A 13,042-nucleotide genomic window follows, 5' to 3' on the forward strand; every position below is an offset into this window, starting at 1 on the left:
CGGTGACCACCGACCTGCCTTCCGCCCAGCGTTCCCGGCCGCTGCGGCGCCCCCGAAAACCACCCCGTATCCGCGAGGCTCAATGGAGAGCACACGATGAAGCACACACCCCGCATCGAGCAGTACGGCCTGATCGGCGACATGCAGACCAGCGCGCACGTCTGCGACGACGGCTCGATCGACTGGCTGTGCCTGCCCCGCTTCGACTCCGAGGCCGTCTTCGCGGCCCTGGTCGGCGAGCGTGAGCACGGCAGCTGGCGCCTGGCGCCCGCCGCCGCGTTCGAAGGCGGACAGGCAACCGCCGCCCGGCACTACGTCGGGGACTCCGCAATCCTGAGGTCGACGTGGACCACACCGACCGGCACCGCCCGGGTCACGGACTTCATGCCGCCGCGGGACGGAGCACCGCGGGTGATCCGGATCCTCGAGGGTGTGTCCGGCGAGGTGCCGATGCGCTCGCTCTGGCGGCCGCGCATGGGCTACGGCCGCATCAGCCCCTGGATCCATACGGTGGACGGGCGGATCGCCGCCGAAGCAGGGTCCGACGCGCTCTGGCTCGACACCACGGTCGAGCAGGAGGTGGAGGACGGCACGGTCATGAGCACCTTCATGGTCGCGGCCGGGCAGAGCCTGGCCTTCGTGCTCAGCTGGGCGCCGTCCCACGGTGCGCCGCCCCGGATCCCCAGCCCCGAGGCCGCGCTCGCGGCGACGTACTCGTTCTGGGAGGGCTGGGCCGACCAGTGCGCCTACGCCGGGCCCTACCGCGAAGCGGTCGTACGGTCGCTCGTCACGCTCAAGGCGATGATCTACGAGCCGAGCGGCGGGATCGTCGCGGCGCCGACGACGTCGCTGCCCGAGGAGATCGGGGGCGCCCGCAACTGGGACTACCGCGCGACGTGGCTGCGCGACGCGGCCACCACCCTGGCCGCGCTGCTGGGCGCCGGATACCGGGAGGAGGCCGTTGCGTGGCGGCGCTGGCTGCTGCGCGCGGTGGCCGGCGATCCGGAGAACCTCCAGATCCTGTACGGCATCGGCGGGCAGCGCGATCTGCCGGAGCGGGTGCTCGGGTGGCTGCCGGGGTATGAGGGATCGGCGCCGGTCCGTGTCGGCAACGGCGCCGCGACCCAGCTGCAGCTCGACGTGTTCGGCGAGGTCATCGAGACGATGTACCTCGCGCATCAGGCCGGTGTGGCTCAATGCGCCGACACCGCGGTCCTGCACCAGCGGCTCGTGCGCCAGCTGGCCGCATGCTGGCAGGAGCCGGACGAGGGGATCTGGGAGGTCCGCGGGCCGCGCCGGCACTTCGTGCACTCCAAGGTGATGGCGTGGGTCGCGGTCGACCGCACGATCCGCCTGGCCGAGGAAGGCGTCCTCGACGTCGACCTGTTCGAGCTGATGGAGCTGCGCGAGGCGATCCACCGCGAGGTATGCGAGAAGGGCTTCGACCCGGTCCGTGGCACCTTCACCCAGTCCTACGGCTCCACCGAGCTCGACGCGGCCCTGCTGCTGATCCCCCGGGTCGGGTTCCTGCCGCCCGACGATCCACGCGTCACCGGCACCATCGACGCGATCCAGCGCGAACTGACCTCGCCGGACGGGCTGGTCTGGCGCTACGCGACCGCCGGCGACCGCGCGGGGGTGGACGGACTCGTCGGCGACGAGGGCGCGTTCGTGCTCTGCACCTTCTGGATGGTCGACGCGCTGGCCCTGGCCGGGCGGCTGGAGGAGGCCCAAGAGCTGTTCGAGCACGTCCTGTCCCTGCGCAGCGACCTCGGGCTCCTGGCCGAGGAGTACCACCCCAAGTCCGGACGGCAGCTCGGCAACTACCCCCAGGCGTTCAGTCACATGGGGCTCGTCGAAAGTGCCCTCCTCCTCGACCAGCTCCTGGCGGAGCGTGGATCCGAAGCCTGTGCCCTGCCGCCCGACGCGGTGCCGGTCCAGCAGCGCCCAGCGGCGCTGGCCTTGTCGTCGCGTATCTGACCCGCCTTGCCGAGTTGTTCGAGGATTTTTCATGTCTGACGCCGTCTCCCCCACCCGTCCGGCAGCCGTCCGCGGCCGTCGGCGGCGCCCCGCGCATGCGGACGAGTTCGTCCTCGGCCGGATCCGGCGCGCCGTGATGACGCCGCTGTTCCATTTGACGGGATCGCTCGCCGCCACCGTGGTGGTGTGGCGCATCACCGGCTGGCCGGACAGCAGCATGCCGGCCGGTGTGGCGTGCGGGCTCGCCGAGGCCGCGTTCATCGCCGTCCGTCAGGCGCGCGGCGCGGCCCGATCCGTGCAGGATTCGACGGCCCGGGCCGCGGAGGCCGATCTGACCACGGCCCTCAACGCGGTGGCGGCGGCGCAGAAGACGGTGCTGTGGACGGCCGACGAACTGTGCCGAGGGGCCCGGCCGCCGGTCCCCGCCACGCAGCAACCGCGGCCGGGGAGCCAGGGGGCCCAGATCGAGGCCGCGCTGGAGGACTTGCGGGCCTCGACCGTGACCGCGCTGCTCCGCGTGCACGACGAGTCCGGGTCGGCCGTGCTGCTGGAAGTCCTGCGCAAGCTGGCCATGCGCCAGCACGCCCTGCTCGCGCGGACGTTGGTGGCCCTTGATCAGCTGGGGCGGCTGACGGCCGACCCCGACCTGCTGGCGAAGATCTGGGAGATCGATCACCTCGTGACCCGGGTGCGCCGGCAGGTGGAGAGCACGGCGGTGCTGGGCGGCCAGTCGCTGCGCAAGAACCGCGAGCCCGTGAACATCACGGCGGTGCTGCGGGGCGCGGTCTCAGAAGTGGTGCAGTACCCGCGGGTCGTCGTCGTCGCGGCGGGCACCGTCGGCACCGAGCTGGGACTTCCCGGGCATGTAGGCCCCAACGTGATGCACGTGCTGGCCGAGCTGATCGAGAACGGCACCGAGTACTCGGACCCGGCCACGCGCGTGATCGTGCGGGCGCAGCGCGTTCCGGCCGGTCTGGCGATCGAGGTGGAGGACCGGGCCGTCGCGATGACTCCGCAGGCCCGCTCCCGGATGAACCGGCTGCTGGAGGCGCCCGACGAGGTGGATGTGAGCGCCCAGGTGCGGGCCGGGCAGATCGGCCTGCTGACCGCGGCGAAGATCGCCCAGCGGCACGGTGTGCGCGTGCGGTTGCAGGAGAACGTGACCGGCGGCACCACCGCCCTGGTGGTCGTGCCCACCCGGCTCCTGGTGCGGATCGATCCACCGGAAAGCGCCCTGCCCGAGCAGACCGGCCCGGTACCTTCCTCGGCCGCGCAGCCCGCGGCGTCGGCGGACGGCCCCCTCCCGAGTCGAGAGAGCGGGCAGCACCGGACGGCCGGCGAGCCGCCGCTCCCGCGGCGCACGCCCACCCGTGGAGCCCTGCGCTCCGCCGAGCAGCAGCCGATCCCCCCGTCCGCGCCGGCGGCGGCGACGCCCGGGATGGCGGCCGCGTTCCTCAAGCCCGGCCGGTCCCCCGGACGGCACCGCCCGAACAGCCCTGAGCACAACCGACGCGCCCAACCCGCCGGGCCGCAGGCCCGCCCCCACATTGGAGCGATTCTCATGAACACCACGTCCGACACGGCGAACACGACCGGCCACGACGGAGCCGGGCCCGCGCAGGAGATGGACTGGCTGCTGCGGCAGTTCGCCGCGGACACTCCCGGCGTCACGCACGCCGTGCTGCTGTCGCGCGACGGTATGCGGCTGCTGGACAGCGACATCGACAAGGACTGGGCGGACAAACTTGCCGCCGTGGGCAGCGGGCTCGCCTCGCTCGCGGCGAACCTGCCCGGTCCGACCAACGAGCCGGCATCCGTCAGCCAGCTCCTGGTCGAACGAACCGACTGCGTGGTCCTGCTGCGGAACGCGGGCGGCACCACGGCCTTCCCCCACCAGCATGGCAACGTCCGAGGGGTGACGGACACCATCCTGGCCGTCATCACCCCGCCCGACGCCGGTATCGACGATGTCGCCTACGAGATGGACCGCCTGGTGCGGTCGTTCGCCTCCTTCATGGAGATCCCCGTCCGGGGGTCGGTGGCGGCGGGCGATGAGGCCCGGTGAGCGCCGCTGAGGACGCTCGTGGGGAGGCGGCGCCCGACGGTGAGTTCGTGCGGACCTACACGCTGACCGGCGGCCGGACACAGCCGCGGCATCTGCTGGGCATGGACACCGTGCTCGAAGCGGGCCTCCGGCCGGCCGGGCCCGGTCAGCCGCAGGAGTGCGGGCAGATCCTCGCCCTGTGCCGGGAACACCGCCGCTCGGTGGCGGAGCTGGCCGGGCTGCTCAGGCGCCCCGTCACCGCGGTCAAGATCCTCGTCTCGGATCTCCTGGACGCCGACGCCCTCACCCTGCCGCTGTCCACTCCCTACACCTGCGGCCCCGACGGGAAGCCGCGCCCCAACCCGCAGTTGCTGGCAGCCCTCTCAACGGGCCTGCGAAAGAAGTTTCCCGATGCTCAATCCCTGCTCCGAGCGGGCTGAACCCGTGCCGCCGGCCCCGGCACAACCGGCCACTCTCAAAGTCGTGATCGCCGGCGGATTCGGGGTCGGCAAGACCACCGCGGTCGGTGCCGTCAGCGAGATCACGCCTCTGCGGACCGAGGAGCTGCTGACCGAGTCCGGCACCACCGTGGACAGCCTGGAAGGCGTGGCCGCCAAGCGGACCACAACGGTCGCCTTCGACTTCGGGCGCATCACCTTCCCCGACCCCGTCGCGCCGCTGGAGCTGCTGCTCTTCGGCGCTCCCGGGCAGGACCGGTTCCTCGGCCTGTGGCACGACCTGGCCCGCGGAGCGGTCGGCGCCGTCGTCCTGGCCGACACCCGCCGGCTCGCCACCAGCTTCACGGCCGTCAGCTTCTTCGAGGACAACGACCTGCCCTTCGTCGTCGCGGTCAACGAGTTCGACGGCGCCCGCCGCCATCACCTCGACGAGGTCCGCACCGCTCTGGAACTCGGGCCGCACGTGCCGCTGATGACCTGCGATGCGCGCCGCCCCCACCACGTGGCCTCCGTCCTGCGCACCCTCGTCGACCACGCCATCACGGTCGCCTCCGCCCAACCCCACCCTCCCGCCACTGCCTTACAGGACTCCTGAGATGACCACTTCACCGCCGCCGGCCGACCGGCTGGGAACGCCCACGCACCCGCTGCCCCGGCGCAGCCCCCGCCACACTCCCGCGGACGAGCCCCTCCCCCGACTCGCTCCGCAGCCCGACGGCATGGCCGCCGAACGCCACGCCCTGATCCTTCGCCTGGGGCTGCCCACCGAGGCTCACCCGGATTACGACGCGTTCGCCCGTGACATGGCCGCTGAGACCGGCTTTTTGTACGGGTTCGTCAACCCCTTCTTCGCCGACTGGCAGCAGTTCATCGGCCTGCATCAGCCGCCCGCAGGCAGCGGATATCCCATCATCGGCCGCACGATGAGCCTCTCGGACGGCTGGTGCCCCGAGGTCGTGGTCCGCCAAAGGGCACTCCCGCTGCACGACGTCTACGCCAGCCCCCGCTTCGCCGGCAACGCGGTCGTCGATGCCATAGGGATCCAGTCGTACTTCGGCGCGCCCCTCATCCATGACAGTGGCATCGTCCTGGGCACGGTCTGTGTCACCGACCTGCACAAACGGCCGCTGGCGGACGCGCGCTCACTGCTGGACATCGTGAGCGAGTACGCCCGGCGGGTGATGCGCCACATCACCGACGACTCCGGCCGCTGATCCTCCTTTTCGCCACCCCCACCCAGGCCGCCCCGGAAGCCGCCCGTGTTTCACCCAGGCAGAGGGAGACGACGACCATGACCACCACACCACCCGACGACGCGCTGCGCCCCTTCCTGACGGCCCACCACGAACTGCTGTGGAAGGAAGCCGACGGATTCGCCGCCGACCAGGCCGCCCCGTGGGCTGCCCGCGTCGAGAAGTCGCCCGCGCGCGCGGACCACCGGCTCGCCCACCGCATGGCCGAGCGCCGCTGGTTCGCGGTGACGGTGCCGCGGGAGTACGGCGGCCTGGCGGCCGGCCACGTCTCCAAGGTCATCCTGATCCACCGGCTCGCCCGCGTCTCGGCCGCTGCCGCCGCCATCTTGCAGGCCACCCTCATTCCCGTCGGCGCCCTGCTCGGCTTCGCCACCGACGAGCAGAAGAAGTACTGGCTGCCGCAGGTCGCGGAGGGCTCGCTGCTGCTGTCCATCGCCTCCACCGAGCCGGACGCCGGCGGTCACATCGGCGGCATCGAGACCACCGCCACGCGCCGCGGCCGGGACTGGGTGATCACCGGCAGCAAATCCCACATCGGCAACGCCGGCCTCGCGGGCGCCCACCTCGTCATCGCCCGCACCCCCGGAACACCGTCCACGACGCGGGCGCTGACGGCGTTCCTGGTCGAGTCCGGCTCCGAGGGTCTGACTGTCACCGACACACCGGCGCTCGGGCTCCGCGGATTCTCCGCCGGCCGTCTCGATCTCGACCACGTCCGCGTCCCCGACACCCACCGGATCGGGGAACAGGGCCAGGGCATGGCCGTCGCCCAGAGCAGCAGCATCCTCTACGGCAGGCCCAACATCGCCGCGATCAGCCTGGGCCTGCACGAAGCGATCGTCCAGATCACCACCACATATCTCAAAAACCGCCCCCGCTACACGAGCGTGCTGTCCGACCAGCCGGTGGTACGTGACCGTATCGGTGACCTGGACGCCCGCCTGCGCGCCGCCCGCGCCCTGGCCTACCACGCCGTCCATCTCCTCGACCGCGGCCTGGCCTGCGACCCGGAACTGATCAACTCCAAGTACCTCGGGCACCGCTGGGCCGCGCAGTCCGCCCGGGCCGCCATGGAACTGCACGGTGCACGAGCGCTCGACGCCGCCTACCCGCTCCAGCGGCTGTGGCGCGACATCCAGCACACCTACCCGCCCGCCGGAACCGGTGAAGTCCAGCGCCTGCGCCTCGCGGACCACGCCCTGGGCGAAGAACACGCCCCGTGGTCCGTCCACCCCACCGCACACGCCGCGCGCCCGTCGGCCGACTACCTCCCCAGCCCCGCATAAGCCCCCGTGCGCGGCACCCCTGCCCGCCGCGCACGGGCCGGCCGCCGGCCCTCTGCCCGATCCCCCCCCGGTGCGGGGGCCGGCGGTCCCTCAGCCCACCACCGACTACGGAAGTGACCATGCCCGCGAATCCCCCGACGGTGCCGGAGCCCGCCACCGAGGGAAGTGCCGCCTCTGTGAAGGCAGAGCTCGACGACGCCCTGAAGGCGGCCGACTTCCTGGCAACGCTCGAAGTCGCCGATGACCGGACGGCCCTGCACCTGATGGAGTACAGCAGCAGGTCCCCCTTCGGTGCCACCGTGGAGGCTGCCACCGAATGGCTGCGCCAAAGCGGCATCGACGCCACCGCCGCGCGGGATGAGCAGACCCTCCGGGTCGTCCTGACCCTTGCCTCCGCCGACTCCGTGCGCACGCTCATCGCGACACTGCTGCAGCCCCTGATCACCGCCCGCACCACCGCCCAACAGCTCGAGGACGTCCTTTCGGACCTTGGTGTCGACAGCACGGTCGACGCAGGGACGCAATACCTCAACCTCCACCTGGCCGAGGACGAGCTGGGCCCGGCCATCGCCCTCGCGCGCCTCCTCGGTGCCCCGGGCCTGGCAGACGGTCTTCAGCTCTCCCGCCGGCGGGGAATTCGCCGGTTGACCGAGCGGATCCGGTGGCTGATCACCGGGGTGGTCGGATCTCCCGTGTCCGCGGAGGCCGAGCCGGCCTGCCCGCACGAGGCCGACCGCCTCACGATCGGGATGAGCCTGGAACAGGCGCGCCGTCTCACCGAGCGCCTCCGCCTCGCGAAGGCCGCCGTCCCGTGGAGCGGAGCGAGCCAGTGAGCAAGCTCTCCGCCCTGCACCGGACCGCCGATCAGTTCGACGCCACCCGAGCCGGCGAGGCCCACCTCGCATTCGGGCGCGGCGCCCGCTTCTGCCCCGGTGCCCCGCTCGCACACCTCGAAGCCGCCACCGTCCTGCGCCTGCGCCCTACGACGACCATCTGATCGATACCAATGAGGAAGCCCGCCATGCCCAGCCCCGACCCCTCCCCGACGCGGCGTCTCACCCCGTCCGAGCGGCGGCTCGCCACGCACGTGGTGAAGGGCCTGAACGCCCGCGAGATCGCATCCGCAGCCCAGCTCAAATTGCCCACCGTCAACTCCAAGTTGCACAGCATGCGCTGGAAGCTGCACTGCCCCGAACGCTGTTCCCTCGCCGTCGTCGCACACCACCTCCTCGCCGCCGAAGTGGTCACCGCCGCGACACCGCAGCGAGCCGCTCCGGTCATCAGCCCTGCGCAGATCAGCCTGCTCAAGGCCGTCGCCAGATATAGCCAGACCCTGTACATCGCCAGCGCCGCCAATCTCGCCACGGCCGACCTGCCCGCTGCGCTCGATCAGCTCCTCGCCGACACGGGAGCACAGGACATCACCCAGCTGGTGGTCCTGGCTCACGGCTGGAAGCTGCTGCCGGGCGAGCCGGCCCGCACGAAGCGAAGCGGGGCGAGCCAGTGACCCGGCCTGCAGCCTCGCCCACCAGCCAGGGGTACCCCCCTCAGGTCCCGTTCGCTCCGGCCCCGACGGCCGCCGGCTACGAGATGCGCACGCTGTGCACGCAGGCCGAGTGCGAAGAGGCCGCAGCCCTTGTGCGGAACCGTCAGCGCTGGCTCACCAGGCGCCGTCTGCCGGTGCCCGCGCGAGCCGACGTCCCGGCCCGGTTCCGCGACCCGCAGGCGAGGCCGGTCGGAATGTACGAGGACGGCAACCTGCTGGCCTGCATGTTCCTCCAGCTCGACCCCGACCTCGGCTGGGGCACGGGCCGGTGCCTCTTCCTGGACTGCCTCCACACCCTGCCCGGCCAGACCGACAACATCACGCGGCTGATCACGCTCTGGGTATCCGGCTATGCCGCCCAGCTCGGTCTGCCCCTCGTGCGGGCCGAGACCGTGGCCCGTCACGCCCTCGATGCCGAACCCACCGCCACCCTGCTGCGTCGGCTCACGGATATGGGATGGGTCACCCGGGGCTCCGGAACAGGTCGAGAGGGCGACCGAGTCGCCCGCCTCGAACTGGCCGCGGAACCCCGGCCCGGACTCAGTGCCTTCATCGCCTGCCGCGTCCACGAGCCGGAGGCGGGCCCGGGCGGGCCGGCGCCCCGAACCGCCTCCGGCGCCCCGCAGCCGCGCTCGCAAGGACGCACATCGTGACTCTCGCAACCCTGCCTCGACAAAGCCGGCTTGGTCCCTCGCCCGGGCTCGCCGACCACGGCGTGTGGACGGGGAAGGTCGGGCCGGGCTGGGAGGTCCTGCTCATGCCCGAACCGCTCGCCCGGCTCGTCACCGACGCGATCAGCGGGTCCGCAGCGCAGTCCGCGCTCGGCTGGATCTTCGCGTACGCCGGCCACGCGGGTGTCTTCCTGCCCGAACAGTCCGACGACCCCGCCTGGCCGCCGGGCACCACGTACCTCAAGACCGGCGCCCTCCTCACGCTGCCGCCCTTCACCTGGGGAGTCGCTGGTTTCGACGGCACTCCGGGATGGGCCCGCCGCAGCGGTGATCCGCTCAGCCGGCCTCTGCTGCTCCACCCCGTCGTCACCCTCCTCGCCACCGACAGCGCCTGCTCGCCCCCGCCCGCACCGGAGACCTGACCATGCCCACCGCCGGCTTCTCCACCGCACCGGCCCACGTCACCGCGTCCGCCCCCGCGCTCGGTCAAGGGCACCGCAGTGACCGGGACGAGCCTCCGGCCCTGGCCGAGGTCCTCGATCTCCAGGAGGCCGAAGTGCCGCGCACCGCGGACGCGATCCACCACTTCTTCGGCGACATCTGACCCGCCTGCCACCGATCCCCTGACTACCCCTCAGCAAGAAGGCCACGATGAGCTCCCGCCCCGCCTTCCACTCCCAGCGCGGCATTCTGGTGCGCTCCGTACTCCTGCACGACCTGCCCCTCCCGGCGCTGCCGGACCTGTCCCGGCACGCCGACGTCGCCTCGGCGTCCTGGCGGCGGTGGGTCCGCCAGGTCTGGGACATCCCGCAGATCGCGACCGCCGTCCGTCACGCGAGCCCCGCCCTCGCCCGTGACCTCGACGGCCTCACCGAGCCGACCGGCGACGCCGACGCGGTCCGCCGCCTGGCGCTGTCGCTGCTCGGCTACGTCCTGCGCCTGTCACGCCCCACGCCCTTCGGGTACTTCGCCGGCGTCGCGGAGGGCGAGTTCGGCTCCAAGACCGCTGTCCGCTGGGGCGAGGAACACCATCTGCTCACCCGTGCCGACGGCGGGTGGGTGGAGGCCGTCGTGCAGCAGCTCGAAGCCGTGCCGGAAATCCGGCGCAGCCTGAAGGTCATGGCCAACAACGCCCTCCGGGTCCGCGGTGGGAGGCTGGTCCTGCCCTGGCAGCAGCGCGCCCCGCAGGACACCGGCACTGCCCTGCGCGAGGTGAGCTTCCGCCGCGTCGGGGCCGTCGCGGACGCCGTGCGGATGGCGAGCGCACCGGTGTCCTACCGCGAGCTGGCCGGCCAGCTCGCCGCCGCCCATCCCGTGCTGGGTGTCTCCGGCTGCGGGGAGCTGCTGGACCTTCTGATCTCCAAGCGGATGCTCCTGACTGGCCTTCGGCCCTCGAGCACCGAGACCGACGCCCTGGGACACGTGGTGCGAGAGCTGGATCGCGCCCGCATACATCCGTCCTCTCCGGCGGCCGGCTTGGTCGCGGCGGTACGGGAGATCCAGGCGCAGATCGGCTCGCTCGACCGCCGCATGGGCCGGGCCCCGGGGAACGCGGAGCAGCGCCGGCGGGTGATCGCCGGGCGGATGCGGGAGATCGCCGCCCGGGCCACGCCGCTCGCCGTGGACGTGCGGATGGACGCGCACTTCGCGGTGTCCCGCGCCGTGGGCTGGGAAGCGCAGAGGGCGGCCGCCGTGCTGGCGCGCGTCGCGCCGGAGCCGCACGGGACCATGGCGTGGACCCGCTACCGGGCCCGGTTCAAGGACCGGTACGGCGAGAACGTCCTCGTTCCGCTGATGGACCTCCTCGACCCGCACTCCGGCCTGGGGATGCCCGAGGACTACCACGGCACCGCGCGGGCCCCACTGCCCGACACCACGGCGCGCGACCGCCTGCTGGTTGCCCTCGCGCAGCAAGCGGTCGCCGAGGGCCGTGACCTGGTACTGGACGAGGACCTCGTCGAGCAGCTCGCCGGGCCCCGGCCGGCCACCGCCGCGGACACGCCCGCCCACGTGGAGCTGGCCGTCTCCGTGCACGCGGCCAGCGCCCAGGCGCTGGACGGCGGGGAGTTCGAGCTCGCGGTTCGCCGCGTCGGCCGCGGGTGGGGGCACCTGAACGGCGGACGGTTCGCCGCCCTGCTCGCCGACCAAGACCGTCCCAGCGATCTGCTGGGCACCCTGGCGTGCCGCCCGACCACCGTGCACGGCGCCCTGCCCGCCCACGTCGCGTTCCCCTCGCTGCGGCCCAGGGCCCTGCACATCACGTACACGCCCCGCCTGGTCTCCCCCCTGATCTCCCTGTCCGAGTACCGCGAACCCGACCCGGGCCTTTTCGCGCCCGAGGATCTCGCGGTGGTCTGCCACGAGGACCGCCTCCACCTGGTCTCCCTCTCACGCCGCCAGGTACTGGAAGCAGGAATCCCGCACCCCCTCCAGATCGAATGCCAGACCCCCGGCGTCGCCCGGTTCATGGACGAGATGCAACGCGGCCAGAGCGGCTGGCTCATCGGAGGGTTCGGCCACGTGGCCGCCTGGGACTGGGGCGCCGCCCAGCATCTCGCGGTTCAGCCCCGGGTCCGCTTCGGCCGCAGCATCCTCAGCCCGGCCACCTGGCGCCTGCTCAACACCAAACTGCCCGGCGCGGGCGCGCCCGCCGACAAGTGGGAGAAGACGTTCGGCGTACTGCGGGAGCGGTGGCGCCTGCCCCGGCACGTCCACCTCCAGCAACTGGACTCGCGCACGCCGCTGGACCTGGACCACCCGTCCCACCGCGCGCTGCTGCGCACGCGCCTGGAGCGGCACACCTCACAGGACCCGCTCGCCCTCGTCGAGGCCGAGCCGGACGACGCCTACGGATGGTGCGACGGCCGGCCCCACGAGATCGTCACCTACCTCGCCTCCACGGCGCCGCGCCTGCCGTCCCCGCCCCTGCGCGGCATGCCGGTCGCCGAACGCGGCCACGCCCAACTGCCCTGCGCCTCCCGTTACTTGTCTGTCCGCCTGTACTGCCAGGCGCCGACCCGGCATGCCCTCCTCGTCGATCACCTGCCCGGGCTCGTCACGGACCTTCCCCGCTCGATCTGGTGGCTGACTCCCCGGGACCAGGACGAGCCGGCGCACACGGTGCTGACCGTGCGGCTGGCCGAGGCCACCCGGGCCGCCGACGCGATGGGGACGCTCGGCGCGTGGGCCGAGCACCTGCTTGGTACCGGCGTGGTCAGCGATGTGGTCTTCGCCCCGTACCGGCCGCACACCGGCCTGTGGGGAGCCCGCGCATCGCTGACGGCGGCGGAAGAGGTCCTGGCAGCCGACTCGGCAGTCCTTGCCTACCAGCACGCCCACCAGCGTCATTTGCCTACCACACCGGTGCTCGCGGCCGCGAACGTCGTGGCCATCGCGTCCGGCTTCCACCTCGGCACCGCAGCCGGGCTGCGCTGGCTGGCGGCCCAGCCCAAGCCGCCCGCCGCCGAACAAATCCCAGCGCAGCTGCTGGAGCAGGCCCACGCACTCGCCGCCCCGGACAACGGCCCGTCAGCGCCCAGGTCAACTCCGCACGCTCGAGAGCTGGTTGACGGGCTATGGGCGGACCGCGAGGCCACCTTGAGCAGGCATCGCGCCGTACTGGACGCCGCCGACTCGCGCGCCGACGGGGACGCCGTGCTGCGGGCGCTGATCGCCGCGCACCTCCGCCTCGCCGGCGAGAGCGTCGACGGCACGGCCTGGCGGCTGGCCCGCGCCGCGGCGCTCGCCGGGACCCGGCCGCGCCGCAGGCCGGCTTCCTGAACGACCCGAGCACCCATATGTCCC

At 72.6% G+C, this 13,042-nt stretch carries 13 protein-coding genes; all 13 read left to right on the forward strand.

The genetic code is table 11. The annotated features are described in order from the left end of the window. Positions 1–96 precede the first annotated feature (96 nt). The 13 genes from GHR20_RS03295 to GHR20_RS03355 all read left to right on the forward strand — a co-directional run bounded on the left by GHR20_RS03295 (position 97) and on the right by GHR20_RS03355 (position 13,018). Positions 97–1,980: a glycoside hydrolase family 15 protein gene (locus tag GHR20_RS03295; protein ID WP_153812137.1), complete on the forward strand. Its 1,884-nt coding sequence runs from the start codon at positions 97–99 to the stop codon at positions 1,978–1,980. Positions 1,981–2,011: 31 nt separating this feature from the next. Then, complete coding sequence (locus GHR20_RS36680; protein ID WP_194858785.1) at positions 2,012–4,045, forward strand: roadblock/LC7 domain-containing protein; 2,034 nt, start codon at positions 2,012–2,014, stop codon at positions 4,043–4,045. Then, positions 4,042–4,464, forward strand: coding sequence for a DUF742 domain-containing protein (locus GHR20_RS03305; protein WP_153812138.1), 423 nt, complete (start codon positions 4,042–4,044; stop codon positions 4,462–4,464). Before GHR20_RS36680 ends, GHR20_RS03305 begins: the two co-directional genes overlap by 4 nt. 43 nt (positions 4,465–4,507) lie before the next feature. Then, on the forward strand, positions 4,508–5,077 hold the full coding sequence (locus tag GHR20_RS03310; protein WP_243877891.1) for an ATP/GTP-binding protein: 570 nt from the start codon (positions 4,508–4,510) through the stop codon (positions 5,075–5,077). Positions 5,078–5,201: 124 nt separating this feature from the next. Beyond that, positions 5,202–5,696, forward strand: a complete 495-nt coding sequence (locus GHR20_RS03315) for a GAF domain-containing protein (RefSeq protein WP_243878281.1) — start codon at positions 5,202–5,204, stop codon at positions 5,694–5,696. A gap of 77 nt (positions 5,697–5,773) precedes the next feature. Then, entirely contained in the window at positions 5,774–7,021 is a 1,248-nt protein-coding gene (locus tag GHR20_RS03320; RefSeq protein ID WP_153812141.1) for an acyl-CoA dehydrogenase family protein, read from the forward strand. Between the two features lie 176 nt (positions 7,022–7,197). After that, the gene (locus tag GHR20_RS03325) at positions 7,198–7,854 is read left to right on the forward strand and encodes a hypothetical protein (RefSeq protein ID WP_153812142.1); all 657 of its coding nucleotides are present in this window, start codon (positions 7,198–7,200) and stop codon (positions 7,852–7,854) included. Next, positions 7,851–8,018, forward strand: coding sequence for a cytochrome P450 (locus GHR20_RS03330; protein WP_153812143.1), 168 nt, complete (start codon positions 7,851–7,853; stop codon positions 8,016–8,018). The genes GHR20_RS03325 and GHR20_RS03330 overlap by 4 nt, the downstream gene beginning before the upstream one ends. A gap of 9 nt (positions 8,019–8,027) precedes the next feature. Beyond that, a complete protein-coding gene (locus GHR20_RS03335; protein WP_243877893.1) occupies positions 8,028–8,528 on the forward strand; it encodes a LuxR C-terminal-related transcriptional regulator in 501 nt (166 codons plus the stop codon). Positions 8,529–8,701: 173 nt separating this feature from the next. Continuing rightward, entirely contained in the window at positions 8,702–9,220 is a 519-nt protein-coding gene (locus tag GHR20_RS03340; protein ID WP_243877895.1) for a hypothetical protein, read from the forward strand. Beyond that, complete coding sequence (locus GHR20_RS03345) at positions 9,217–9,660, forward strand: hypothetical protein (protein ID WP_153812144.1); 444 nt, start codon at positions 9,217–9,219, stop codon at positions 9,658–9,660. The genes GHR20_RS03340 and GHR20_RS03345 overlap by 4 nt, the downstream gene beginning before the upstream one ends. A gap of 2 nt (positions 9,661–9,662) precedes the next feature. Then, entirely contained in the window at positions 9,663–9,842 is a 180-nt protein-coding gene (locus tag GHR20_RS03350) for a hypothetical protein (protein WP_153812145.1), read from the forward strand. 47 nt (positions 9,843–9,889) lie between these two features. Then, complete coding sequence (locus GHR20_RS03355) at positions 9,890–13,018, forward strand: lantibiotic dehydratase (RefSeq protein WP_153812146.1); 3,129 nt, start codon at positions 9,890–9,892, stop codon at positions 13,016–13,018. Positions 13,019–13,042: the final 24 nt, after the last annotated feature.

Source organism: Streptomyces sp. SUK 48 (genome assembly GCF_009650765.1).
In the GTDB taxonomy this organism is placed as follows: Bacteria; Actinomycetota; Actinomycetes; order Streptomycetales; family Streptomycetaceae; genus Streptomyces.